The 23,420-nt window shown below is 74.7% G+C and carries 22 protein-coding genes; 9 read left to right on the top strand and 13 right to left on the bottom strand.

What is annotated here, in order from left to right:
* Positions 1-45: 45 nt before the first annotated feature.
* On the bottom strand, positions 46-2,793 hold the full coding sequence (locus ACFVUY_RS09790) for an AAA family ATPase (protein ID WP_387728683.1): 2,748 nt from the start codon (positions 2,791-2,793) through the stop codon (positions 46-48).
* A 370-nt stretch (positions 2,794-3,163) separates the two neighbouring features.
* Between ACFVUY_RS09790 and ACFVUY_RS09785 the strand changes: the two genes are divergently transcribed.
* From ACFVUY_RS09785 to ACFVUY_RS09775, 3 genes are all read left to right on the top strand, one after another.
* A complete protein-coding gene (locus ACFVUY_RS09785) occupies positions 3,164-3,958 on the top strand; it encodes an alpha/beta fold hydrolase (RefSeq protein ID WP_387728680.1) in 795 nt (264 codons plus the stop codon).
* 81 nt (positions 3,959-4,039) lie between these two features.
* Positions 4,040-5,032, top strand: a complete 993-nt coding sequence (locus ACFVUY_RS09780; RefSeq protein ID WP_387728678.1) for an alpha/beta hydrolase — start codon at positions 4,040-4,042, stop codon at positions 5,030-5,032.
* Between the two features lie 281 nt (positions 5,033-5,313).
* Positions 5,314-6,039 (top strand): alpha/beta fold hydrolase, encoded by a 726-nt coding sequence (locus ACFVUY_RS09775; protein ID WP_387728676.1) that lies wholly within the window; start codon positions 5,314-5,316, stop codon positions 6,037-6,039.
* Positions 6,040-6,313: 274 nt separating this feature from the next.
* Here ACFVUY_RS09775 and ACFVUY_RS09770 read toward each other — a convergent pair whose 3' ends face one another.
* The 5 genes from ACFVUY_RS09770 to ACFVUY_RS09750 form a co-directional block, all read right to left on the bottom strand.
* The gene (locus ACFVUY_RS09770) at positions 6,314-7,045 is read right to left on the bottom strand and encodes a GPR1/FUN34/YaaH family transporter (protein WP_387686760.1); all 732 of its coding nucleotides are present in this window, start codon (positions 7,043-7,045) and stop codon (positions 6,314-6,316) included.
* 218 nt (positions 7,046-7,263) lie between these two features.
* Complete coding sequence (locus tag ACFVUY_RS09765) at positions 7,264-8,916, bottom strand: MFS transporter (protein WP_387728674.1); 1,653 nt, start codon at positions 8,914-8,916, stop codon at positions 7,264-7,266.
* A gap of 301 nt (positions 8,917-9,217) precedes the next feature.
* Positions 9,218-10,030: a methyltransferase domain-containing protein gene (locus ACFVUY_RS09760; protein WP_359904843.1), complete on the bottom strand. Its 813-nt coding sequence runs from the start codon at positions 10,028-10,030 to the stop codon at positions 9,218-9,220.
* 170 nt (positions 10,031-10,200) lie between these two features.
* A complete protein-coding gene (locus tag ACFVUY_RS09755; RefSeq protein ID WP_387728672.1) occupies positions 10,201-11,067 on the bottom strand; it encodes an RNA polymerase sigma-70 factor in 867 nt (288 codons plus the stop codon).
* Positions 11,064-11,651 carry a carboxymuconolactone decarboxylase family protein gene (locus ACFVUY_RS09750; protein WP_387686752.1) on the bottom strand — a complete coding sequence of 196 codons (588 nt, stop codon included), beginning with the start codon at positions 11,649-11,651 and terminating at the stop codon, positions 11,064-11,066. The genes ACFVUY_RS09755 and ACFVUY_RS09750 overlap by 4 nt, the downstream gene beginning before the upstream one ends.
* 253 nt (positions 11,652-11,904) lie before the next feature.
* On the opposite strand from ACFVUY_RS09750, the gene ACFVUY_RS09745 reads away from it, so the two are divergent.
* Positions 11,905-12,363 carry a DinB family protein gene (locus ACFVUY_RS09745; protein ID WP_387686873.1) on the top strand — a complete coding sequence of 153 codons (459 nt, stop codon included), beginning with the start codon at positions 11,905-11,907 and terminating at the stop codon, positions 12,361-12,363.
* A 12-nt stretch (positions 12,364-12,375) separates the two neighbouring features.
* On the opposite strand, the gene ACFVUY_RS09740 is transcribed toward ACFVUY_RS09745, so the two are convergent.
* Both ACFVUY_RS09740 and ACFVUY_RS09735 read right to left on the bottom strand, forming a co-directional pair.
* Positions 12,376-12,870 carry an ATP-binding protein gene (locus ACFVUY_RS09740; protein WP_387728670.1) on the bottom strand — a complete coding sequence of 165 codons (495 nt, stop codon included), beginning with the start codon at positions 12,868-12,870 and terminating at the stop codon, positions 12,376-12,378.
* Positions 12,871-13,188: 318 nt separating this feature from the next.
* Positions 13,189-14,874, bottom strand: coding sequence for a CehA/McbA family metallohydrolase (locus ACFVUY_RS09735; RefSeq protein WP_387728667.1), 1,686 nt, complete (start codon positions 14,872-14,874; stop codon positions 13,189-13,191).
* A 204-nt stretch (positions 14,875-15,078) separates the two neighbouring features.
* On the opposite strand from ACFVUY_RS09735, the gene ACFVUY_RS09730 reads away from it, so the two are divergent.
* Positions 15,079-16,008, top strand: coding sequence for a polysaccharide deacetylase family protein (locus tag ACFVUY_RS09730; RefSeq protein WP_387728664.1), 930 nt, complete (start codon positions 15,079-15,081; stop codon positions 16,006-16,008).
* A 58-nt stretch (positions 16,009-16,066) separates the two neighbouring features.
* On the opposite strand, the gene ACFVUY_RS09725 is transcribed toward ACFVUY_RS09730, so the two are convergent.
* From ACFVUY_RS09725 to ACFVUY_RS09715, 3 genes are all read right to left on the bottom strand, one after another.
* The gene (locus ACFVUY_RS09725; RefSeq protein ID WP_359904826.1) at positions 16,067-16,450 is read right to left on the bottom strand and encodes a barstar family protein; all 384 of its coding nucleotides are present in this window, start codon (positions 16,448-16,450) and stop codon (positions 16,067-16,069) included.
* 118 nt (positions 16,451-16,568) lie between these two features.
* Positions 16,569-17,222 (bottom strand): 4'-phosphopantetheinyl transferase, encoded by a 654-nt coding sequence (locus ACFVUY_RS09720; protein WP_387686738.1) that lies wholly within the window; start codon positions 17,220-17,222, stop codon positions 16,569-16,571.
* 139 nt (positions 17,223-17,361) lie between these two features.
* Positions 17,362-17,553 (bottom strand): hypothetical protein, encoded by a 192-nt coding sequence (locus tag ACFVUY_RS09715; RefSeq protein WP_387728662.1) that lies wholly within the window; start codon positions 17,551-17,553, stop codon positions 17,362-17,364.
* A gap of 284 nt (positions 17,554-17,837) precedes the next feature.
* On the opposite strand from ACFVUY_RS09715, the gene ACFVUY_RS09710 reads away from it, so the two are divergent.
* Entirely contained in the window at positions 17,838-18,323 is a 486-nt protein-coding gene (locus tag ACFVUY_RS09710; protein ID WP_387728659.1) for a cysteine/serine endopeptidase inhibitor, read from the top strand.
* A 137-nt stretch (positions 18,324-18,460) separates the two neighbouring features.
* On the opposite strand, the gene ACFVUY_RS09705 is transcribed toward ACFVUY_RS09710, so the two are convergent.
* Positions 18,461-19,405, bottom strand: coding sequence for a LysR family transcriptional regulator (locus tag ACFVUY_RS09705; protein ID WP_387728656.1), 945 nt, complete (start codon positions 19,403-19,405; stop codon positions 18,461-18,463).
* Between the two features lie 127 nt (positions 19,406-19,532).
* Between ACFVUY_RS09705 and ACFVUY_RS09700 the strand changes: the two genes are divergently transcribed.
* Both ACFVUY_RS09700 and ACFVUY_RS09695 read left to right on the top strand, forming a co-directional pair.
* Entirely contained in the window at positions 19,533-20,477 is a 945-nt protein-coding gene (locus tag ACFVUY_RS09700) for an FAD-dependent oxidoreductase (RefSeq protein ID WP_387728654.1), read from the top strand.
* Between the two features lie 208 nt (positions 20,478-20,685).
* Positions 20,686-21,177: a hypothetical protein gene (locus tag ACFVUY_RS09695; protein ID WP_387728652.1), complete on the top strand. Its 492-nt coding sequence runs from the start codon at positions 20,686-20,688 to the stop codon at positions 21,175-21,177.
* A 52-nt stretch (positions 21,178-21,229) separates the two neighbouring features.
* Here the strand turns inward: ACFVUY_RS09695 and ACFVUY_RS09690 are convergent, their stop codons facing one another.
* A complete protein-coding gene (locus ACFVUY_RS09690) occupies positions 21,230-21,859 on the bottom strand; it encodes a hypothetical protein (RefSeq protein ID WP_387728650.1) in 630 nt (209 codons plus the stop codon).
* A gap of 149 nt (positions 21,860-22,008) precedes the next feature.
* Between ACFVUY_RS09690 and ACFVUY_RS09685 the strand changes: the two genes are divergently transcribed.
* The gene (locus tag ACFVUY_RS09685; RefSeq protein ID WP_387728647.1) at positions 22,009-23,406 is read left to right on the top strand and encodes a hypothetical protein; all 1,398 of its coding nucleotides are present in this window, start codon (positions 22,009-22,011) and stop codon (positions 23,404-23,406) included.
* The last annotated feature ends 14 nt before the right edge of the window (positions 23,407-23,420 follow it).

Raw genomic sequence — 23,420 nt, 5'->3', positions numbered from 1 at the left:
TGCGTGGGGCCGTGAAGCGCCGGACGCCCGGGCCGCGCGTCCCGCTCAGCCGTCGGGCAGGGCCGCGACCAGGTTGGCGAGCTGCACCCGGGAGCTGATCGACAGCTTGCGGAAGACGGACGTCAGATGGGTGTTGACGGTGTGCGGGGAGACCACGAGCACCTCGGCGGCCGACCGGTTGGTGTGGCCCTGGGCGATGAGGCCCGCGACCTTCCGCTCCGAGGCCGTCAGGGCCCCCCAGCCCTGGACGGGGCGACGTACGGCGGCCGCCCCGTGACTGCCGGCGCCCGCACCCTCCCGAGCCCGTGGCACCCGTGCCGCCGCGGCGTGGGCGCCCGACCCGGCGAACGTCTCCCGTGCGCGGGCCAGCGCGGCCGCGGCCCGCTCCGCGCGTCCCGCCGTCAGGAGCGCCTGCCCGAGGTCGGCGTACGCGGCGGCCCGGACCAGCGGGCGGGGGCTCGCCCCGAGCAGCTCCACGGAGTGTTCGAGCAGGGCGGGATCACCGTTCACGAGCCCGCGGGCCTGCGCCGCGATGCCCGTGGCGGTCGGCACGGCCGGGTTGCGTGCGGCGTGGGCCTCGGCCTGCGTGGCCAGGTCCTCGGCGAGTTCGCGCTCCCCGCCGCGCAGGGACATGCGGATCGCGGAATCGACCCAGTCCCGCAGGAGCCGCCACCGCATGAAGGAACCCTCCCGCTGGACCCGGCGGATCCGGTCGACGGCGAGCCCGGTGTCCCCGTCGGCCTCGGCGTGGACCGCCTCCAGGAACCGCACCGCGGCCGTGTTGCCCGGGTTCGGTTTGACCGCCAGCCGCTCCCGCGCGGCGACCAGGTGCTCCCGCGCCGCCTCCCGGTCGCCGCACAGCAGGGCGATCCGGGAGCGGATCACACGACCGTTCACCTGCTGGACGGGCACCCGCACCTCGTCCTCCAGACGCTCCATGGTCACGAAGCCGGCATCGGCGTCGTCGAGCCGGCCGATTCCCAGGTCGTGCTGGCCCTGCGCCCACAGCAGCATGGCCTGACGCGTCGCCCCGTCCCCGTCCGCCGCCCGCAGGAGCAGGCGTTCGCCGGACGCGAAGTCGTCCATGTGCAGGTGCGCGACGACCTCCTCGGGGAGGAAGGCGGAATCGACGGCGCTCAGCGCGGCGAAGCGCTCCAGCGCGACCGCGTTCTCACCGGCGTTCAGCGCGATCTCGCCCAGCCCGGACAGGGCGAGGACCTGCGCCTCCCGGTCACCGACCGCGGTGGCGTCACCCAGCGCGGCCTCGCCGGCCTCGCGCGCCGCGACGAGGTCGGGGCCCCGGGACAGGGCCAGTGCGCGCTGGGCGGCCAGCCTGGCACGGACCTCCGGGGCGGAGCCCCCCACGGCGAGGGCGGCCTCGGTGCGGCGGCGCAGCTCGTCGGCGAGGTCCATGGTCCACAGCGTCCCGCCGAGGGCGGCCTGGAGGCGGCCGAAGGTCGCCAGCGGCGGTCGCTCGGCCAGCAGCCGGTCACCCGTCGACAGCGCCTCCCGGTTCCGGCCGGCCCGGGTCAGGCAGAGGACCGCCTGCTCACCCACGGCGAACCGCAGCGGCCCCGCGGACGGCACCAGGTCGAGGGCACGCGTCATCAGGTCGGCCGCCGGGCCCGGCGTGACCGGCAGGATGTCCTCGGCCGCCCGCCGCAGCAACGCCACGGCCTCCTCGTCCCCGGGCAGCGAACCCCTGAGGACGTGCGGCACCGCGTCGATCGGCTGCCGGCCCGCGGCGACCAGGCCGCGGGCGGCCTCGCGGTGCAGGGCCTTCCGGGCCGACGGCGGGATGTCGGCGTAGACCGCCTGGCGCAGCAGATCGTGCCGGAACACCAGCCGGTCACCGTCGTCGTCCAGGAGCCCGGCCCGCACGGCCTCCTCCAGCGCCGGGACCAGTTCGGCGCCCGACCGGCCGCAGAGCATGGCGGCGTCCTCGAAGCCGAAGCCGCGTCCCAGCACCGCCCCCATCCGGAGGAAGCGCAGGGTGTCGGGCCGCAGCGACCTGAGCCTGCCGCGCACACCCGCCACCAGCCCGGGGGGCACGGCCTCCGGCGAGGACCCGGCGCCGCGCAGACCCACGAGCATCTCGACCGCCAGGAACGGGTTGCCGCCCGCTCCGTCCAACAGGTCCCGCACCCGTCCGTCGACCGCCGCCCCGAGCGTGTCGCCGGCCAGCTGGCCGATGGCCGCGCCCGACAGCGGGCCCAGGGTCACGGTGACCGTCGGGAGGCCGCCGGCCGCGGCCGTCACGATCTCCTCGGCCGGGCCCGAGGGCTCCGGACGGGAGGTCAGCGCCCACAGCACTGGCGAGCTCCGCAGCCGGGTCGGGAGCTGCTGCAGGGCGAACCGGCTCAGCGCGTCGGCCCACTGGACGTCGTCCAGGCCGACCAGCACCGGCACGCCGCCCGCCCTGGCCTCGACGGCCTCGGCCAGACGCTCCACCAGCCAGATCCGCTGGTCGTGATGGCGGGCGAGGTCGGCGAAGGCGTCGCCGGACAGCAGCGGACGCTCGCCGTGCCGGACGGCGGTGGCCAGGGAGGAGAGCGGCACGACGTGGTGCAGCTCGTCGGCCCTGCCGACGCCCACGGAGAAGCCCGCGGCCCGGGCCCTGGCGGCGGCTTCGGCGAGCAGGGTGGTCTTGCCGATGCCCGGTTCCCCCTGGATCAGGGCCAGTCCGCCGCTTCCGGTGCGGGCCACCGAGGTGATCAGCGCCTGGAGCCGTTCGAGCTCGGCCTCCCGGCCGCGCAGGCCGCAACGGGACAGCGGACCGCCTGACCCTGCCATGGACGCCTTCCCGTTCCGTGCTCGCCTGCCGGGGCCGGGCTCGGCCCGTGCCGACGGACGACCCGCCCCGCCGCTGTTCGCGGCTCCCCGAGGGTACGCCGTGCGGGGCGGCCCCATCGCGGGCCGCGTGCGCCGTCCACGGCCGGAGGCCCGCCGGCCCGGTCGGCCCGGTCGGCCGGCAGGGCCGGTGGGCCGTTGCTACAGAGCGATGAAGTTCGGCCGGGCGATCCCTACGTCGGTCGGTGGTCAGCCGGTCGGCACGCCGGGAGAATCGTCACCGCGGGCTGCCGCTCGACGACCGCCGACCCTTCCGAACCCGTCCCCGCAGTCCTTCGCGCCCGGACGTCCGGCGCCCGTCCGAAAGGCCGCCATGCCCCCCACCCGGCCCACCGTCGTGCTCGTCCACGACGGCTGCTCCGACGCGAGTACCTGGTTCGGCGTCATCGCCGAGCTCCAGTGGCGCCGCCTGGCGGTCCTCGCCGTCGCCAACCCGCTGCGGGGACTCGCCCACGACGCCGCCTACCTGGCCGCCGTCGTGGCGGACATCGACGGCCCGGTCGTCCTGGTCGGCCACTCCTACGGTGGCGCCGTGATCACGGAGGCCGGGGCCGCCGCCCCGAACGTCCTGGCGCTGGTCTACGTGGCCGCCTACCTGCCCGACGTGGGGGAGAGCTTCGACGCGCTCGCGGAGCGCTTCACCCCCGCGCCGCTGATTCCCCGACTGCGGCGCACCGAGCTTCCCACCGGCGGCACCGGGCGGGAGCCGGAGCTGACCGTGCCGGCGGAGTGCTTCCGGTCGCTGATGGCCGCCGACCTCGACCCGGAGGTGGCGCAGGTGCTCGGGGCGCTCCAACGCCCCGTCGCCGAGCGGGTGTTCAGCGACGCGCCGACGGCGGCGGCCTGGCGCACCATGCCCTCCTGGGCCCTGGTGACCGGGGCCGACCGGGCGCTGCACCCGGAGATCCAGCGCTTCACCGCCCGGCGGGCCGGCGCCACCGTCCTCGAACTGCCCGGCGCCTCCCACAGTGTGGCCCTCTCCCGGCCGACGGCCGTCGCGGACTTCATCCATGACGCCACCAGGCCGGGTCGTGTACGGTCTGTGAATCTCCCGATTCAGGAGACCGGACCGGATGGACAACGAGACGGTCGCCACCGGGCCGGTTGAGGAAGTCCGGCCGGGCGCGCCCGGCCGTGGTGTGCTCCCCGCGCACGGTCAGGCCCTTCCGATCACGCCAGGAGCGAAGAGTTGTCCGACCCCACTCCCTCCCCGGCCCGGCGACCGGTGCTCGACCGGGAACTCCAGGAGTTCCTGGACACCCGGGCCGGAGCGGCACGGACGGAGCTGCCGGACCTCTCCTTCCTCGCTCTCGACAGCCTGCCGAGCATCAGCGCGGACGAGGACGAGGACGATCCGTACGGCACCACGTCGGAGTGGTTCGTGCTGCCGTGCGGGCCGACCGGGCGGGTGCACGTCCAGGTGACCAGGCCGGTTGGTGCCGTCGAGCCGAGTCCGGTGGTGCTGTTCGTGCCCGGTCTCGGCTGGTCGTTGGGCGATGCCGCCTGTTATGCGCGGTTGGTGCGGGAGTTCGCCCTGGGTACCGATGCGGCGGTCGTGTACGTGGACTATGACCGGGCGCCCGCGGCGCGCTATCCGGTGGCGGTCGAGCAGTGCCACGCGGTGGCCCGCTGGATCCAGGAGCACGGCCACGAGATCGGCCTCGTCGGCAGCCGGATAGCCGCCGTCGGTGACTCCGCGGGGGCCAATCTGGTGGCGGCGTTGACGCTGCTGGCGCGTGAGCGCGGCGATGTGCGGCTGGCGCAGCAGGTGCTGCTGTACCCGGTCACCGACGCGGACTTCGACACCGGCTCGTACCGTCGTTTCGCCAGCGGTTATTTCCTGCACCGTGACCACATGCGCCGGTTCTGGGACGACTACCTGCCCGAACCGCGGCTGCGTACGCGGGCCACGGCTGCGCCGTTGCGGGCGTCGTTGGAGCAGCTGGTGGGGTTGCCGCCGGCGCTGGTGGTCACGGCGGAGGCCGATGTGCTGCGGGACGAGGGCGAGGCGTATGCGGCCAGGCTCCGGGCGGCCGGCGTGCCGGTGGTGTCGACGCGCTACCAGGGTGTGATGCACGGCTTCCTGCTCGTCGGCGGGATCCATCCCACGGGCACCACCCGGGCCGCGCTGATCCAGGCCGTCGACACCGTCCACATGGCGCTGCACCGCCGCTCCTGGTGAACCCGGGCGGCGCGCCGCGACCGGCCGACATCCCCCGGCCGGTCGGCTGAGCAGGCCCGCCCCCGACGGTGCGCGGACCGACCGCAGCCAGTGCGCCGGGGGAACAGGCCCCGGGGCCACGCGCTCCTAGCCTGGTGGGCAGCGCCGGGAACCGGCGCCGAGGGCGATCCCCGGCCCGAGCAGGCGCCTTGCCGCGACCGGGCCTGCCACGCGAACCCGCCGGACTCCCGGCGTGCCCGCGGACGCCCCGAGGAAATCAGCGATCCGAAGAGGACTCAGCCATGACGACCAACGACACGCCCACCGTCGTGCTGGTGCACGGTGCTTTCGCCGATGCCTCCAGCTTCGCCCGGGTCATCCCCGAACTGCTGGCCGACGGACTGGACGTGGTGGCGCCCGCCGTGCCGAACCGCAGTCTGACCGGCGACTCCGCCTACATCGCGTCGGTGGTCCGGCGGATACCCGGGCCGGTCGTGCTGGTCGGCCACTCCTACGGCGGCGCGGTGATCACCGTGGCGGGTGCCGAGGAGAACGTGAAGGCCCTGGTGTACCTGGCGGGCTACGCGCTGGAGGAGGGGGAGAGCCTGGGCGAACTGCAGGGCGGCTTCCCCGACTCCGAGCTCGCCTCCGCCCTCGTGTACAGCCCGTTCCCGCTGGACGGCGGGGAGGGCGAGGGCACCGACGTGTCGGTGGAGGTCGACCGCCTTCCGGCGATCTTCGCGGCCGATGTCGACCCCGCCCTCGCCCGGGTCCTCGCCGTCACCCAGCGTCCGCTCGCCGCGGCGGCGTTCGGTGAGGCCGCGCCGACCGCGGCGTGGAAGGACAAGCCGTCCTGGGGGATCGTCGCATCCGCCGACCGCACCCTCAACCCCGACGTCCAGCGGTTCGGCTACCGGCGTGCCGGGGCGACCGCGGTCGAGGTCGACTCCTCGCACCTGGTCATGCTCTCCCGGCCCGAGCGGGTCGTGGACGTGATCCGCGAGGCCGTCCGGTCCGTGGCCGGCTGAGCCGGATCCGCCGTCCCGTCGGGCACACGGTCGTCACCCCCGGGCCCGGGGAGTGACGACCGGTCCGGGGCGAAGACCGGTCGGGGGCGACGACCCGCCGGGCCCGTCCGTCGGCGGGCCCGGCGCCGCTCCGTGCCGCCGACCGCCCCGCGGGTGGCGGCCGAACGACGGAATCGGCTGTGCCCCCTCCCTGGAACCCGAGGGTCCTCCGGGAGGGGGCACAGCCGATTCGCGTCACGCCGTCGGATCCGGGCGGTCGGACGGGGCGGGCCGGCTACAGGGTCCGGCGTACGCCCGCCTGCTGCTCCAGCCGCTGCAGCTGGCCGGTCAGACCCGCGTGCATGGCCTCGCGGACCGGACCGCTGCGCCCGATCCACAGGACCTCCCGGCCCCGGAGCTCCTCCAGCATCAGGGCGTAGGCCGCGTACATCGCGACCGCCGCGAGCAGCATGCCGAGCGCTCCGGCGACGTGGCCCAGCCAGGACACGCCCGAGACGCCGTGGAGGCCGGCGACGAAGTAGCGCGGCACGGCGATCATCAGGAGCAGCCACAGCACCCGCTTCGGCCTGGCCACCGAGGCCATCAGGGCGGCGAAGACCGTGAACACCAGGTTCATCACTCCCAGCACCTGCGCGCCGCCGTGGGCATCCGTCGACGTGACCAGGCCGTTGGCCAGCCAGGCGCCGGCGAACCCGGCCATCAGCGTCGCCGCGATGACGTCACGGGCACCGAACGCCAGGATGCTGACCAGCAGTTGGAGCACGAAGGCGGAGAAGACCGTGAGCGCCACGGCCTGCCGGTGGGCGCTGTCGATCAGGCCGAGCTGCAGGCTGCTGGTCACGGCGGAGGAGATGGCCACCGTGAAGAAGCCCAGCGGCATCGGCGAGGCGATGGGTCGCATGGTGATCCGGGTCATGGCGTGCAGGTCCGGCTCGCCTCCGGTGCCGGCCGCTGTCGGGTCCGGACCGTGTGCGCGCTTCTCTTCCGTCACCACTGCCGTCATCATGTCGCTCCTTGTTCTCGGGACGTGCCCTCGAAACGTTCTCTCGGGACGTGCTCTCGGTACTCGGCGTCGTCGGGGAGGCCGCTCGCGGAGCGGCGGGCCGGGATCGCTCCACGAGGCTATGAGCAGAGAGGACAGCGGATTTGTCCTGATGTGTACGAATGCTGTCGTGCCCGTGCCCGCGCCCGCGCTCTGTTCGCGGGAACGGGACGGAGGGTCCGTCACGCGTCGCGGTCGTGCGCCATCACGGCGTGGGTGACGGTCGGTTCCCCGGTGAGCAGGGCGCGGGCGTCGGTCTCGAAGGCGCGGTCGGTGCCGGTGTAGCGCCCGTGGTGCTGGGCGCAGTGCTCCGACCACGACGTCACGGTGAACGTCTCGACGAACTGCTCCGGCCGGGCGGCGTCCCGGTACAGGCCCCAGCTGACCGCACCCGTCCGGCGCCGGGAGGACTCCACCTTGCGCATCGCCGTGACGAACGCCGGAGCCCGTTCGGCCCGCACCCGGTAGGTCACGGTCACCAGGACCGGCCCGTCCTGCGGCGCCGGCTCGACGGTCAGCCGGGGCTCGGGCCATGCCTCGGAGAGCGTCGGGTCGGTCCGGCCGCCCGGCAGGGGCAGCCGTCGCAACGAGAGCACCCCGCCGAGCAGAACCAGGGCCGCCAGGAGCATCGCCGCCGACACACCGGCGTGTTGGGCCACCTGTCCCCAGCACAGCGCGCCGAGGGCGCTGCCGCCCTGGAAGACGAGCAGGTAGAAGGCCGAGGCCCGGGCCCGCACCCACGCCGGCAGGGCGACCTGCAGGCCCGCGTTCAAGGTGGACAGCGCCGTGATCCACGCCGCTCCCGCCAGGACCAGGGCGAGGAAGGCGACCGGCACGCCCGCGCCGACGGCCAGGGTCACCAGCGCGCCCGCGAAGACGGCCCCGGCGAGGGCCAGCGCGCCGTTGCCGCCGACCTGTCGCGAGAGCGCGGGCAGCGCCGCCGCGCCCGCGACCGCCCCCAGCCCGACGGCCCCCAGGAGGAGGCCGTACCCGGCCGCACCGAGACCGAGGGACTGGTGCGCGGACACCGGCAGCAGCGTCCACAGGGCGGAGGCGCCGGGGACGAACAGGGCGCTGCGCAGCAGGATCCGGCGGATCCGGGGTGCGCTGCGGACGTACCGGCCGCCGGCCCGCAGGGCCGCGATCAGGTGCTCGCGCTCCTGGCCCGGCCGCGGCACCCGCGCCGGGGTACCGGGGCGCCACGTCGCCAGCACGGCCAGGATCGCGAGGAAGGACGCGGCGTTGACGGCGAAGGTCCAGCCGACGCCGAGGACGGCGATGAGGAGCCCGCCCAGGGCCGGGCCGACGGCGCGCGCCAGGTTCAGGTTCACCGCGCCCAGCGCCGCGGCCTGCCGCAACTCGTCCCGGGGGACGAGCGAGGGCTGCACCGCCTGCCAGGCCGGGCCGTTGAGCGCGTTCCCGCAGCCCAGGAGGAAGGTGAGCGCCAGCAGCGTCCAGGGCCCGAGCCGTCCGGTGAACGCCAGCACGGCCAGCGCGGCGGCCACCAGCGCCATGGAGGCCTGCATGGCCAGCAGCAGGCGGCGCCGGTCCACGAGGTCCGCGAGGACGCCGGCGGGCAGGGCGAGGAAGAGCACCGGCAGGCCCGCCGCGAGCTGGACCAGGGACACCTGGGCCGCGCCGTGCCCGACCAGCAGCCACTGGGCGCCGACGGTCTGCATCCAGCTGCCGACGTTCGAGGTGAACTGGGCCAGCCAGAGGTCGCGGAAGACCCGTCGGCGCAGCGGCGACCAGGCCGAACCGCCGGCCTCGCCGGTCTCTCCGCCGTCGCCGACCTGTCCGCCGTCGCCGGCCCGTCCGTCGTCGGTCCCGGTCATCGACGTACCACCTGTCCGCCTCGTCGCACCCTGTCGGGAGGCCCGACGACGCGACGGTACGGGGGCGGTCGACGTCGTCGGGCGGTCCCGGGAGAGCCCCTCGCTCCCTGCCCCGGGAACGCTAGTGCCGACGGCGCCGGTGGGCTTGACCGTCAGCGCCCACCGTTGTGCCGGGCCTGCACGGCCGGGATCCGGCGGCCGGTGGGCACCGGGCGGTGCTCGGGCCGGTTCGGTGCTCGGGCCGGTTCGGTGGGCGGTGCCCGGGCCGGTCGGGTCGGGTGTCGCGGCGCCGGGCGGCGGATCAGATGCGGATGGCGGTGACGACGTGGTAGTCGACGAGGCCGTCGCGCCAGGCGGTGAGGAAGTTGCGGGACCAGTGGGCGGTGGGGACGACGTCGACGAGGTAGCGGTCGAAGCCGGGCCAGACCTCGGCGCCGATGGACTCCGTGGTGATGTCGGTGAAGCCGGAGCGGGTGAGGGCGGCGGTGAAGTCGTCGAGGGGGTGGGCGACGTCGAGGCCGTCGGCGAAGCTGGCGAGGAGGATCTTGAGGCGTTCGGCGATGTCGGCGCCCGGGGCGGTGAAGAAGGTGGTCACGACGAGCCGGCCGCCTGGGCGCAGCACGCGGGCCGACTCACGGGCGAAGCCGGTCAGCTCGCGGAAGTGCTGGGCCGCCTCGACGGAGAAGACGCCGTCCAGATAGCCGTCGGAGAAGGGGAGTTCGTCCGCCGATCCGAGGGTGTACGCCAGCCGATCGGGGTACGTCGCCAGGGCTCTCGCGTTGACGGCGCGGGCCCGCTCGATCTGGTCCGGGTGGATGTCCACCCCCGTCACCCCCGCGAAGCGGAACTCCCGCAGTGCCAGCGCCGAGCCCAGCCCGCGCCCGCAGCCCACCTCCGCCAGCCGCAGCCGTTCGCGCGGCTCGGGGAACTCCCGCAACGCCCGCCGGTAGAGCTGCTCCTGGCTGCGCACCCGGTCCTCGGTGGTCGGGGCGGCGAGGTCGATCCCTTGCCAGTAACCGAAATTGATGAAGCCTCCGGCGAAACTGGCGACTTTGGCCAGATCATCGGTGCCGTAGGTCTTGCGCACGGTCGGGGGGATGCGGTTGTGATCCATGGGCCGCTGGGTCTCCTGCTCGGTGGGCGCCCGGCCGTCGGGCGCGCCGAGGTACGTACCCAAACCTGTGGTGGTCCGAACACGGTACGTGATGGGGGAGGGCTCTGGGGACAGTGGGGGCGTGGTGGTGCTCCGAGGGGCTCGGGGCACCACCACGCGACCGGGGGCGGTCACCGGGTGAGGTCGGCCGGTGCGTCGATCCGGGTCAATTTCCGCGGGTTGCGCACGATGTAGACCCGGGTGATCCGGCCGTCCTCCACCGCGAGGCTCACCACCGAGGGCTCGCTGCCGATGTCGATCCGCCCGGCCGGCGCGCCGTTGAGCCACACCGTGGTGGTCTCGAGGGCGACCGGCAGCCGCCCGATGCGCGCGAGCAGCGCCGCCACCGCCTCGGCCCCGTGCACCGGGGCCGTCACGGCCGCCGCGATCCCGCCGCCGTCGGCGATCAGGACGACGTCCGGCGCCAGCACCTCCATCAGGTCCTGCAGCCGCCCGGTGCGCAGGGTCGCCAGGAACCGTTCCACCACCCGCTGCTGCTCGTCGCGGCTCACCCGCACCCGGGGCCGGCGGGCGGCCACGTGCCCGCGGGCCCGCCGGGCGACCTGCCGTACGGCGGCCGAGGTCTTGCCGAGGGCCTCGGCGATCTCCTCGTACGGCAGCTCGAAGACCTCGCGGAGCACGAACACCGCCCGTTCCGTCGGCCCGAGGGTCTCCAGGACGGTCAGCATCGCGAACGAGACGCTCTCCGCGAGTTCCACGTCCTCGGCGACGTCGGGGCTGGTGAGCAGCGGCTCCGGCAGCCACTCGCCGACGTACTGCTCGCGTCGGCGGGACAGCGTCCGCAGCCGGTTGAGGCCCTGGCGGGTGACGATCCGGATGAGGTACGACCGCGGGTCGTGCACCTGCCCGCGGTCGACCCCGGCCCACCGCAGCCAGGACTCCTGCAGCACGTCCTCGGCGTCGGCGGCGGAGCCGAGCAGCTCGTAGGCGACGGTGAAGAGCAGGCCGCGGTGGGTGACGAAGGGGTCCTCGGTCATGCCGGCGACGCCCCGGCCGCGTCGTCGACGGCGGCGGTGCGCCGGGCCAGCGGGATCCCGCAGGCGTCGGAGAAGCCCTGGGAGCGGACGCCGTTCGCGGTGTTGTTCCTGGTGGCCATGTTGACGAAGGCGACGTAGGCGGTGAGTTCGACCATGGCCGCCGCGCCGAGCCGGTCCAGCAGGCGGTCGTACAGTTCGTCGGTGACGGCCGGCGGGGTCACGGTCATGGCCTCGGCGTACTCCATCACCTCGCGCTCCAGCGCCGTGAACACCTCTGCCGCCCGCCAGTTCGGCACCTGGCTCGCCTTGGCGAGGTCCAGGCCCCGGTTCTGCGCCTGGAAGTAGCCGACGTCCAGGCACCAGCCGCAGCCGACCTGCGCGGCCACCGCCATGTGGGCGAAGGACTTGAGGCTCTCGTCGAGCGCGTCCCACTCGGCGATCCGGCGGGAGAAGTCCAGGTTCGCGGTGGCGACGCCGGGGTTGTGCCAGATCGCCTCGACGGGTTCGAGGGCGGCCCCGAAACCCTTGATCATGTTCTCGCTCAGCTCGGCGGGCAGCTGGGCCTTCGGCAGTCGCAGTGCCATGGTGTCCTCCCGGGTCGGTGGTTCGGCGGGTCGCCGTGTTGTGGTGGTGCCGTGTTGCCGTGTTGTCGGGCATGAGGACACCGCAGGGCGCACGGATGTGACAGCCGGGTGCGGGGCGCGGAAAAAAATAGCTTCGGACGGGCCGGACGGTTCGCTACAGTCCGCGAGGATTTCCGACCACCGCGAGGAGAACGACACCGTGAACGCCCCCGACGACCGCCCCGCCCCGCCGCTGACCGGCGGCGAGCGCGAGATGCTGCGCGGCTTCCTCGACTTCCACCGGGCGACCCTCGCCCTGAAGTGCGAGGGCCTGACCGACGAGCAGCTGCGCCTGCGCTCCAGCCCGCCCTCCACGCTCAGCCTGCTCGGACTGGTCCGGCACATGGCGGAGGTCGAGCGCGCCTGGTTCCGCCGGGTGATCGACGGCGAGGACCTGCCGCTGGTCTGGTCCGGGGACGGCGACTACCAGGCCGCGTACGACCCCGCCGGCGCCACCCGCGCCGAGGCCTTCGCCGCCTGGCAGGCCGAGGTCGAGCACTCCCGCCGCATCGAGCTCGCCGCCGACTCCCTCGACGTCACCGGCTACCAGGCGCGCTGGGACGCCGAGGTGTCGCTGCGGCTGGTGATGCTCCACCTGATCCACGAGTACGCCCGGCACAACGGGCACGCCGACTTCCTGCGCGAGGCGATCGACGGCACGGTGGGGGCGTAGGGGCGGGCCGGCCTACCAGCCGAGGAGGTGGGTGCGGCGGGTGAGGGCGGTGAGGACGGAGTCGGCGGTGGCCTCGGGGGTGAGGGCAGTGGTGTCGAGGCTGTGGGCGCTGTCCTCGGACGCCGGGCCGGGCTGGAGGACGACGTAGTGGAGGGCGGCGCCGGTGGCGCGGCTCTCGCGGCGGAAGGTGTCGAGGGTGGCCGGGACGGCGGCGGCCTCCACCACGACCTGGTAGCCGCGGGTGGCGTAGGCGAAGGCGGCCTGGGCGGCCGCGGCCAGGGCGGTGGCGTTCTGGCGCCCGGCCTCGGGCAGGTGGGGCGGGAGCTGGCCGCTGCGGATGACCCGCAGGAAGTCGTCCGTCCGCAGGTGGACGCTCGGGTTCAGCTCCCGGGCGAGCAGCTCCGCGACCGGGCTGTCCCCGGCCCCGGCCGGGTCGACGAGGACGAGGACGCCCCCGGCGCCCAGGCCGCCCCCGAGCTCCGGCCCACCTACGGTCGTACGGTTCACAGCTGCTGATCCCTTCGCGGGCCGGGGAGGGGCGGGTAGCCGGGGCGGGGCGGTCGGAGTGCGAAGGAGCTGGTCGGCCCAGATCCGGACAACCGACCGCCTCGTCCCTACGACTGATGCGTTTCGGGGATCAACCTAGTCCAAACGGGTGGCCCGAGTCGTCCCCCATCCGGTTCCTGGGCGGGTCGGAGGGGTGCTCGCCGATCGATCGGGGACCGATGGGCGAGCGCTCGGAGACCGGTGGGCGAGCGGGCGGTGGCGGGGCGGTGGTCGGTCGGTGACGGTCCGGCGGGCGGTCGGGGCGCCCGCCGCGGGCCCCTACCGGTCCCCGGTGCGCAGCACGATCGGGTTGGTGAGCGCCGCCATCGGGCCCCAGGGCAGGTCCGGGCCCATCGCGTTGCCCCTGCCCGGGGTGCCGTCCGCCTTCGGGTGGCGGACCTCGGCCCGGACGTAGGCCGCGAGCGAGGCGGTGGTGCGCCAGACCACGGTGCCGGCGCCGTCGGCGGGCAGCGACTCCTGGTGCATCTGCCCCTCGTCGGTGAGGAGGCGCACCGTCCCGCCGGGCACGCCGGAGACGGTGAGCCGGACGTCCAGCGGGGCGTCGGCCGGGACGGTCAGCTCCTCGCCGATGCCCACCCGGCGGCCGTGCCCGGTCACGGTGAGGTCCACCTCGACGGCCGAGGATTCGGCCAGCCAGCTGCGCCCGGCGCGCAGCCCGTCGAGGATCGCGTCCCGGGTGAGGTCCTCGGCCAGCACCACGGTGTGGGGGGAGCCGATGACCTGCGGTTCGCTGTGCGCGTCGCTGTTGCCCAGGGCGGGCAGCCAGGAGCGGCCCTCGCGCAGGGCGACGGCGAGCCGGCCGTCCCAGGTGTCCACCGCCGACTCGTCGTCGTACGTCCACGGGCCGTTCCACACCTCGACGGCGTCGGCCTCCTCGTAGCCGAACTTCCACTGGCAGGCGACGTACGGGCAGTACGGGTGCGCGGGCACGACCAGGCCGCCGGCCCGGTGGACCTGGCGGACGAAGCGGGGGTACTCCTCGTCGCGCGAGCGGTAGCGCCAGTCGACGAACTGGCCGGGCTCCAGGCCGAGGGCCAGCCAGTGGCCGTTGCGGGTGGTGATCTCCTCGCCCGGCAGGATCAGCAGGTCGGGGCCGGCCAGCGGGCCCCAGACGGCGTGCGAGGCGCTGGTGTTGTGGTCGGTCGAGACGATGAAGTCCAGGCCGGCCGCGCGCGCCCCGGCCGCCACCTCCTCGGGCTTGCGCCGCCCGTCGGAGTGGACGGTGTGCAGGTGGCAGTCGCCCCGGTACCAGGCCCGGCCGCGGCCGCGGGCCCGCTCCGCCGGGTAGTGCGGGGTGAACCGCGGCCCGGGCGGGCCGAACCGGAGGGTGACCTCGACGTGGTACTCCAGGCCCTGCGGGGCGACCTGGTAGGGGCCGAGGACCACGTGCCAGGTGCCGGGGTTGATCGGGCCGGGGAGGTAGCCGGGGGTCGCGGCGCCGCGGGAGAGGCTGAACCCGGTGCGGAAGCCGCCGGACCAGCCGCGGAAGCCCGGGCCGCCGAGGTCGGTGCCGCGCTCGTCGAAGAGGCCGATGTCGCAGGAGTTGCCGGGGGTGCCGGCCGGGACCGGGGGCTTGTCGTAGCCGTAGGACACGGCCAGCTCGCGGACGCCCTCGGGGACCTCGACCGGGAGGTACACGAAGTCGGGGGAGCCGGTGGGCAGGTGGCCGGTGAGGGTGAGGGTGCGGTCGGGGGGAGTGGCGCCGGGGCCGTCGGCGGGGGCGGCGTCCGCCCGGCCGGTGGCGGCGGCGAGGCCGAGGGCGGTGGCGGCGCCGGTGGCCAGTCCGGTGCGGAGCAGGTCACGGCGGGCGGGCCCGGCGGCCGGTTGCGGGGCCGGCTGGTCGGTGCACGGGGCGGCCGGTTGCGGGGCCGGTTGCGGGGTCGGCGGGTCGGTGGGCCGGGAGGTCCGCTGGTCGGGGCGCGGGGTGCTGGGGTCGGTCGGCATCGAGGCCTCCGGGTCGGGGCGGGCGGGTCGCTCGCGTGCCTACCCCGGCGGGTGAACCGGGGGTGAGTCGGGGCCCACCGGGGCGGGGCGGCTCGGTGAAGAGGCGCCGGGCGGGGGCGGGGGCGAGTTGCGGGGAGTGACGATTGGTCGGTTCATAGTCATGTCATCGGTGTATATGAGAAATCGCGCGGATGGGAGACGGGCATGGCGGTGAGCCGGCGGGCGCTGCTCATGGTGGTGGCCGGAGGCGCGTTGGCGGGGTGCGGTGGCCGGACGTCGGGCACCGGCTCGCCCTCGGCGATACCGCCCGCCGGGCCCGCCGAGGCCGCCGCCGCGTCGACGCCTGGGCCGGACCCGACGCCGGACCCGACGCCGGCGCCGACACCCGCGCCGACCTCCGCATCGGAACCCGCGAAGCAGCCCCCGCACGAGCCGACCCGGGCCGAGACGGTCGAGCGGTACGGCGCGCTGGCCCCGAGCGAGTGGGGCCTGGAGGTGTCCGGGGTGATCACCGAGCTGCCGGAGGGCGAGAGCGCCACGGCGCTCACCTTCGACGCCTGCGGCGGCCCCGGCGGCAACGGCTACGACGCCGACCTGATCGACGCCCTGCGGGCGCACGGCGTGCCGGCCACGCTCTTCCTGAACGCCCGCTGGATCGACGCCAACCCGGACGAGTTCGAGCAGCTCGCCGCCGACCCGCTGTTCGAGATCGGCAACCACGGCACCGTCCACCGCCCGCTCTCGGTCACCGGCCGCTCCGCCTACGGCATCGCCGGCACCGGCGACGTCGGCGAGGTGTACGACGAGGTGGCGGGCAATGCCCGGAAGCTCACGGAGCTGCTCGGGCACCCGCCCCGGTTCTTCCGCTCCGGCACCGCGCACTACGACGACGTCGCCACCCGGGTGGTCGCCGACCTGGGCCAGCGCGTGGCGGGCTTCACCGTGAACGGGGACGGCGGGGCGACGCTGCCGGCCGCCGAGGTGCGGCAGGAGGTCGCCTCCGCCCCGCCCGGCGCGATCGTGATCGGCCACCTGAACCACCCGGGCGGCGGCACGGCCCCCGGGGTGGCGGCGGCGCTGCCGGGACTGCTGGCGGCGGGGCGGCGCTTCGTCCGGCTCTCGGACGTGCTGTAGCCGGGCGGGCGGGGGAACGCACCACGCGGCTCGGGCCGCGCGCCTCGGGGCGGGCGGCTCAGACCAGGCGCAGGCCGCCCGGGTGCTCCTCCTCGATGATCCGGACCAGCCAGTCGAAGACCGTCGGCCCCCGGCCCGCCCGGGCGGCTTCCAGCTCGGCGGTGATGCGCGCCCGGTTGGTGGGGTGGGCGTGGGCCAGCCGCAGCTCCAGCCGGCGGACCGTCTCCGGGTAGCCGAGGTTGCGGCGGGAGACCTCGTGACGGCGCCACTCGATGACCCAGTCGCCGTCCTCGGGCGTGCCGTAACCGCCGCGCAGGCAGTCGGCGAAGGCGTCGAGGTTGCGGCCGAAGTAGCCGTCCTCGCCGATGGTCCGCCCGACCACGTCCCAGAAGTCGTCCAGGGTCTTGATCTCGTTGCCGTCGATCACATAGGTCACCGTCACGGGGTCGAGGATATGCCGCGCCGACGGTGGTTCAGGAGGACGTCCGGGAGACGCCCGGGGCCGCCCCGGGAGACGCCCGGGCGACCGCGGCGTCTCCCGGGGCGACCCCGGCGCGACGTCAGGGGGAGACGGCGATCGCGGTGGCGAGCAGCCCGTCCCGGACCGCCCAGCGCCCGTCGAAGCCGTCGATCCGGCGGCCGCCGACCACCGGGCCCGGGACCAGCAGCCGGGCGGTGAAGGTGCCGTCGGGGGAGAGGTCCAGCTCGGCCTCGTTGAAGTCCAGGAACAGCAGGGTCAGCGGAAACCAGGCCTTGTAGACGGACTCCTTGGCGCTGAACAGGATGCGGTCCCACGGGACGCCCGGGTGCTCGGCCGCCAGCTTGGCGAGCCGCTCCCGCTCGACCGGCAGCGCGACGGTCTCCTCGACGCCCTCCGGCAGCGGCAGCGCGGGCTCGGCGTCGATGCCGACGGAGGCGAGGGTGCCGGCCCGGGCGACGGCCGCCGCGCGGAACCCGTCGCAGTGGGTGAGGCTGCCGATCACGCCGTCCGGCCAGCTCGGTGCGCCGCGCAGGCCCGGGACCAGCGGCCGGTACGGGACGCCGAGCCGGGCGAGGGCGGTCCGGGCGCAGTGCCGGACGGTGGTGAACTCGCGGCGCCGCTTGTCGACGGCCCGGGCGACGGCCGGCTCCTCCTCGGGCTCCAGCCGGGCCTCCGGCGGGTCGTCGTAGGCCACCTCGGTCACCACGACGTCCGGCAGCAGGTCCCCGATCATCCGTTCCCCCCTCGGTCGGCTGCGCGGCCGGGCCGCCGCGCGGGACGAGGGTAACCCGGGCGGGGGGATCTTGGTGGGGGATCGGGGACCATCGCCGGGCGGCCCGGCCACTCGAAGGTGGCGGCAGCCTCGCGGGTCGCTACTGCCCGAGCAGGCGGGCGAAGTCCAGCCCGAGGCTGCCGAGGACGGGCAGCGCGCCGAGGTCGGTCACGCCGGCGACGGGGATGCTGTAGCCCTGGTTCACCTCGCGGGGCGCCGCGCCGGCGGCGACGGGTGCGATGGTCGGGAGCAGGACGGTGCCGAGGAGCAGGGCGACGAGCGAGGTGCGCATCTGAGGGGCCTCCGAAGGACGCGGGTGACGTTCTGTCAACACCGTCCGTGGCGGGGCCGTCACGCATCTTCGCCCCTTCGGCCGCATTGGTAAAGATGCTTGCCTTGTGTTCATGCCAACATCGTGGAGGTCTGGACCACCTTGCGGACGGGCGCATACGTTTCCTCCACAAGGGCGGGCATTCGGTCGGCGAACTGTCGTGCGAATGTGTCGAGTTCCGCATGTCGTGCCCATGCCTGCCCGTGCCTGCCCATGCCCTGCACCGCAACCGGAGGGAACGAACCATGCGCGCCATCGGCAAGAGCCTCAGGATCCTCGCGGGCGCCCCGCTCGCCGCAGCAGCCCTGATCGCCCTCACCGCGGGCTCCGCCAGCGCCGCGATACCGATCAACAAGCCCATGACCGGCAAGGCCACCTACTACAACGACGCCGGCTACGGCGCCTGCGGCACCCAGATCAACGCCGCCACCCAGATGCTGGTCGCCGTCTCGCACACCTGGTGGACCACCGCCAACCCCAACAACGACCCGGTCTGCAAGGGCATTTCGGTCAAGGTCAGCTACCAGGGCAAGACCATCACCGTCCCGGTGAAGGACCAGTGCCCCTCCTGCGACTCCACCCACATCGACCTCAGCCAGCCCGCCTTCGCCAAGCTGGCCCCGCTGGACAAGGGCGTCATCACCGGCCTGAGCTGGCAGTTCGTCAAGACCGGCCTGAACGGCAAGACCGTCGAGCTCTCCGCCCCGATCACCGGCTCCACCATCGGCTGAACCGGCCCTCCGAAGACGGTGCCCGCCCCCGCCCGGTTCGCGGGGGCGGGCGCCGGGGCAGCCAAGAGCTGACGATCAATCAAATATTGTGCCACCAGTACTGGTTGGCCCTGCCCCCGCAGTCCCGGAGTTCAGGATCACGGCCGTTCGGGTCTCCCTCCCGGCGCCGGACGGGAAGGGGCCATCGCGAGCAGCAGCTGGACGGCCGGCGGCGCCGTCCGGGGATCGTGGGCCAGCCCCAGGGTGACCGTCGGCACCGGGGCGGTGAGCCGGCGCAGGCAGACGCCGGGAATCCGGAACACCCGGGCCCGGCCCTCCGGGATCGGCGCGATGCCGTACCCCGCCGCGACCGCCAGCAGCAACTGCTCGTCGTCCGGCTCCTCCCGCACGATCCGGGGCGAGCGGCCCGGCCACAGCTGCTCGGTGATCAACGCGTGCATCCCGGGCCCGTTCTCCCTCGGCCACAGCACCACCGGCTCGTCCGCGATCCGGTGCCGGCCGATCCGGGCCCGGGTGCGGGCGAGCGGATGGCCCGCCGGCACGGCGAGCAGCAGCTCCTCCTCGGCGATGATCCGGCAGTCGAGCCCGGGGACGTCCAAGGGCGGCCGGACGAACGCCGCGTCCAGCCGCCCGGCCAGCAGCTCGGCCACGTTGTGCGAGGTCCAGCCGGTCTGCAGGGCGACGTCCAGCCGGGGGTAGCGGTTGCGGAACTCCGTCACCAGGGCGTCGCAGACCCCGCCCCGGGCGGAGCGGGTGTACGCCACCCGCAGCCGCCCCTCCCGCCCCTGGACCACCGCCGCCAGCCGCTCCTCGGCCGCCGCCACCTCCCGCAGTATCCGCCGGGCCTCCTCCGCGACGGCCCGCCCGACCGGGGTCAGCGCGCAGCCCCTGCCGGTGCGTTCCACCAGCTCCACGCCCAGCTGCCGCTCCAGCGCCTTGACCTGCTGGCTCAGCGCCGGCTGCGCGACCCGCAGCCGGCCGGCGGCCCGGGTGAAGTTCAACTCCTCGGCCAGCACGGAGAAGTAGCGCATCCGGCGCAGATCCATCCGGAGATCCGTCCGCAGATCCGTCCGCCTGTCCATCCGGCGATGATAAGCGCGCCTTATCGCCCGGGGACAGAACTGGTCTTGGACGGGACCGGGCGCGACCGGCTTACCTGGACACGGCCGCCGACATCGGGTCGGCGGCCCTCGGACGGAGGGGTTCGCGATGGACGTCGTCGTGGTCGGAAGCGGAATCATTGGGCTCACCACAGCGATCCGCCTGCAGGAGAAGGGACTTCGGGTCGTCATGGTGACGGCCGACGGCCTGCTGTCGACGACCTCGGCGGTGGCCGCGGCCGTCTGGTTCCCCGTCGCCACGGGCACCGACAGCCGGGTGGCGGACTGGTCCGCGACCGCCTTCGCCGAGTTCGCCCGCCAGGCCGCGGACGGCGTACCCGGCGTCTCGATGCGCAGCACCCGGATGCTGGAGCACGAGCGGCAGTCGGAAGGCCTGCCCTGGTGGGGCGACGCCGTCCCCGACCTGCGCCGGCTGACGGCCGCCGAACGCGGACCGGAGTGCGCGGACGGCTGGTCGTTCACCGCCCCCGCCGTCGAGATGCCGCTCTACCTGCCCTGGCTGTTCGGCCGGTTCACCGACAACGGCGGCGAGCTCGTCCACCGCCGCCTCGACGCCCTCGACCAGGCCCTGGACCGGGCCCCCGTGGTGGTCAACGCCACCGGACTCGGCGCCCGGAAGCTCTGCGACGACCCGGCCGTGCACCCGGTGCGCGGCCAGCTCGTCCTGGTCCACAACCCCGGACTGCCCAGCTCGACCCGCATCCAGGACGACCCGGCCGGCTACACCTACATCCACCCCCGCAGCACCGACGTCGTCCTCGGCGGCACCTTCGAGCCGGACGACTGGAACACCGCACCCGACCCGGCCACCGCCGAGGCCATCCTCGCCCGCTGCACGGCCCGCATCCCGCAACTCCGCGACGCCCGCGTCCTCGCCCACGCCGTCGGCCTGCGCCCCGCCCGCCACGGCGGCCCCCGCCTCGAAGCCGACCCCGGCGGCCGGGTCGTCCACAACTACGGCCACGGCGGCGCCGGCGTCACTCTCAGCTGGGGCTGCGCCGACGCCGCGGCGGCCCTGGTGGAGCCGCACTGAGGCGAGCCGGGCCCTGGGGTCGACGCAAGATCTGATGGTTCGTCAACGACTATGGGCTCGAAAGCATTTGCGGACTTCCGCCGCCCTGTTCGGCCCTGACCGACGGGTAGGTCCCGGACCGGTCACAGATCCATCACACGGTCCGCACCGAACAGTGCGGGCTCGCTACGGTCGCTCCCATTGCCCGCACCACGCCCCAGAGGAACCAATGCGTCGCACCACCCTCACCCTGCTCGCCGCCAGCGCCACCGTTCTCGGCCTGGCGGCCTGCGATCCCAGCCTCAGCACCAGCAGCAGCAGGAGCACCGCTCCCGCCGTCGCCCCGACCACGGGGAGTGTCCCCGCCCCGGCGGCACCCGCCGCAAGCGACACCGCCCCCGCGGCCGAACCGCCGGCCGCGGCCCCGGTCGGCGGTGGTGACGCCGCCAAGGACGCCGAGATCACCAAGTGCACGATCAACGACGTGCTGAAGATGCCCGAGGCCGAGGTCAGGATCACCAACCACAGCGGCAGGAGCAGCAACTACATCGTGCAGCTGGAGTTCACCGACACCTCCGGCACGCGCGTCGCCGAGGGCGCCGCCGCGACCAGCAACCTCGCCCCGAACCAGGCCGCCGTGCAGAAGGCCTCGGGAACGGCGCAGGTGTCGGGCAAGGTCAGCTGCCGGATCACCAACGTCACCCGCTACGCCGCGCCCTGAGTCGTAGGCGCGGCCTCCCCGCCCGCCGGGAGAAGGACGGGGGCGCGCCACCTCACCCCGTTCCCGAGGGCGTGAGGTCCGGCCAGGGGCGGCCCGCCCGGTCGGAGGCGGCGGACCGCAGGAGGTCGAGGACTGTGGAGCCCGGATAGGCCCGGAAGTCGCGGTGGGTACTGCGGTGGTAGCAGCTCCAGTAGCTCACCACCCGCCGTTGCGTGCGGGCGAAGAAGGCGGGGTTGTCGACGAGGAACCGCCCGTAGGCGAGCCGTCCGGGGGAGCCCGGCACGGCGAGCGAGCGGAGCTCGTCCCGGATGTCCACCAGGATCTCCAGGACGTACTCGCCGACCAGCTGCACGACGAACGGGACGACCCACGGGTCGGTCGAGCCGACGATCTCCGCCAGGTGCCGCTGCCGGACCGTCCCGTCGTGGTGCCGCGAGTACAGGCAGTGCAGGAGCCGGCGTTGCCGGGGCGGGAGCAGCGCCACCGCCCCGGCGGGCGGCTCGTCGTGGTAGAGACGCCCGGGGACGGTCACCCGCTCGCCCTCGACGACGACCGGGAACGGGCCGGCCGGCCGGAGCCGCGAAGCGGGCATGAGGGCGAGAACCGCCTCGGCGTCGTCGGCGAGCGCGACCGGGAACGCCGCGGTCAAGGGGGCGGTACGGGTGTCGGGAGACGGCTGCACCGGGCCGAGCATACGGGCAGGTCCGGCCGGGTGTCCGGTCAATACGTGCACGTAGCGGGGGACCCCGGCGCGGCGTTTTCGCTACGGTTGCGCGCCGGGATCGCTCCGCTCCCGCCTCCGCTCACCAATTCCCTTCCTCCGGAGGAACCTTGGCATCGATCACGCTCGACGCCGAACGCCGTGTCCACGCCGACACCGGGCGCGTCCGGGTCGCCGCCGTGGACGCGCTGCGCTCGCTCGGCTTCCAGATCACCTCGGAGATGGCCACTGTGGTGGAGGCCCGGCGCGGCTCCGCCGTCCGCTCGGCGATGCTCCTGCCCGACCAGGTGCCGGTGACGGCCCGTCTCCACCTCGCGCCCGCCGACGGCGACCGCACCGCGGTGTCCCTGCACCTCTCGGACCGGGCGGTCTCGGTGATCGCCCTGGGTGTCCAGGACCCGTACGTGGCTGCCTTCCAGGCCGCACTGGGCGCCCTCGACCAGGCCCTCACCGGCCTGGATCCGGCGGCGGCCGGGGCGGGCTTCCCACAGCCCCGGTGGTGGGCCGGCGGGCCCCGGGCCGACACGCTGGCCCGGCACCACGAGACCGGGCAGCGCCTCGTCGGCGGGGTCGCCGCCCTCGTCACCGAGCGGCTCTCCGGCGGGCGCCGCTCCACCGGCCCGGCGCTGTGGGAGGGCATCGAGCGGATCGTGTTCCGCTCCCCGGCCGGCTACCTCACGATGGACATGGCCACCGCCCGAACCCTGCTGGCGATCCCGGTGATGATCGGCAGCCGGCCGGAGGGCGTGCCGGACCGGCTGGCGGCCGACGTCGCACGGTTGGCGGCCGTGGTGGAAGGCCGGCTCAGTGCGGGCGGGTTCGGCTCGGTGGAGGTGGCCGTCGCCGAGGCGGACCGCCCGGCCTTCGACTTCCTGCACCGCCAGTTCGGCATCCGCTCGCGGCTGCCCGTCCGCACGCTCTGCACCTGCCGCGCCTGTCGGCAGACCAAGGTGGTGAACCTGGACCTCAAGCGGCTGCGGCAGCGCAAGAACCGCCTCAAGCTGATCGCCTCCGTCGTCCAGACGACGTACGAGAAGGACGGCGAGCCCAATCCCTTCCTGATCTTCGGGTCGATCTTCCAACGGTCCAGGATCGACCCCGACTTCGTCTGCGTGCGCTGCGAGAGCACCGCCGCCGACGAGCAGCCGGTCACCTTCTGCCCGAGCTGCGGCGACATGCGCACCGAGTCCGTCCTCGACACCTGCTCCGAGTGCGGCCACGACTTCCAGGCTCTCGCCCCGGACCTCCCCGGGTGGGCCGGCACCCCGCCGCCCCCGCTCGTGCCGCCGACCCCGCCGCTCGCCCCGCCGACCCCGCCGCCGCCCGGCGCGCCTCCGATGCCGGCGGCCCCGCCCCGCCCGAACTGCGGTATCTGCGGCGGAAGTTACCCCGTGCTCTGGTCCGTCCGGATCCTCGACGGCCCCCACCCGAGACCGCTCACCGTCTGCGCCACCACGCCCCGGTGCTCCCCGCCCTCCATCGCCCCGCCCGTTCGGATCCTGGCCTGAGGCCCATGGGGACG

The sequence above is a fragment of the Kitasatospora sp. NPDC058063 genome (genome assembly GCF_042885395.1).
In the GTDB taxonomy this organism is placed as follows: Bacteria; Actinomycetota; Actinomycetes; order Streptomycetales; family Streptomycetaceae; genus Kitasatospora; species Kitasatospora lactacystinica.
Note: the sequence above shows the minus strand (reverse complement) of the source record. Positions and strands in the feature narration are given on the sequence as shown.

Coding starts and splice junctions, on each gene's coding strand:
- ACFVUY_RS09785 (WP_387728680.1), top strand. CDS start 3,164: ATGCCCCCCACCCGGCCCACCGTCGTGCTCGTCCACGACGGCTGCTCC.
- ACFVUY_RS09745 (WP_387686873.1), top strand. CDS start 11,905: ATGCTGCGCGGCTTCCTCGACTTCCACCGGGCGACCCTCGCCCTGAAG.
- ACFVUY_RS09765 (WP_387728674.1), bottom strand. CDS start 8,916: ATGACCGGGACCGACGACGGACGGGCCGGCGACGGCGGACAGGTCGGC.
- ACFVUY_RS09700 (WP_387728654.1), top strand. CDS start 19,533: ATGGACGTCGTCGTGGTCGGAAGCGGAATCATTGGGCTCACCACAGCG.
- ACFVUY_RS09790 (WP_387728683.1), bottom strand. CDS start 2,793: ATGGCAGGGTCAGGCGGTCCGCTGTCCCGTTGCGGCCTGCGCGGCCGG.
- ACFVUY_RS09720 (WP_387686738.1), bottom strand. CDS start 17,222: ATGATCGGGGACCTGCTGCCGGACGTCGTGGTGACCGAGGTGGCCTAC.
- ACFVUY_RS09715 (WP_387728662.1), bottom strand. CDS start 17,553: ATGCGCACCTCGCTCGTCGCCCTGCTCCTCGGCACCGTCCTGCTCCCG.
- ACFVUY_RS09770 (WP_387686760.1), bottom strand. CDS start 7,045: ATGATGACGGCAGTGGTGACGGAAGAGAAGCGCGCACACGGTCCGGAC.
- ACFVUY_RS09730 (WP_387728664.1), top strand. CDS start 15,079: ATGGCGGTGAGCCGGCGGGCGCTGCTCATGGTGGTGGCCGGAGGCGCG.
- ACFVUY_RS09760 (WP_359904843.1), bottom strand. CDS start 10,030: ATGGATCACAACCGCATCCCCCCGACCGTGCGCAAGACCTACGGCACC.
- ACFVUY_RS09705 (WP_387728656.1), bottom strand. CDS start 19,405: ATGGACAGGCGGACGGATCTGCGGACGGATCTCCGGATGGATCTGCGC.
- ACFVUY_RS09710 (WP_387728659.1), top strand. CDS start 17,838: ATGCGCGCCATCGGCAAGAGCCTCAGGATCCTCGCGGGCGCCCCGCTC.
- ACFVUY_RS09755 (WP_387728672.1), bottom strand. CDS start 11,067: ATGACCGAGGACCCCTTCGTCACCCACCGCGGCCTGCTCTTCACCGTC.
- ACFVUY_RS09735 (WP_387728667.1), bottom strand. CDS start 14,874: ATGCCGACCGACCCCAGCACCCCGCGCCCCGACCAGCGGACCTCCCGG.
- ACFVUY_RS09695 (WP_387728652.1), top strand. CDS start 20,686: ATGCGTCGCACCACCCTCACCCTGCTCGCCGCCAGCGCCACCGTTCTC.
- ACFVUY_RS09750 (WP_387686752.1), bottom strand. CDS start 11,651: ATGGCACTGCGACTGCCGAAGGCCCAGCTGCCCGCCGAGCTGAGCGAG.
- ACFVUY_RS09775 (WP_387728676.1), top strand. CDS start 5,314: ATGACGACCAACGACACGCCCACCGTCGTGCTGGTGCACGGTGCTTTC.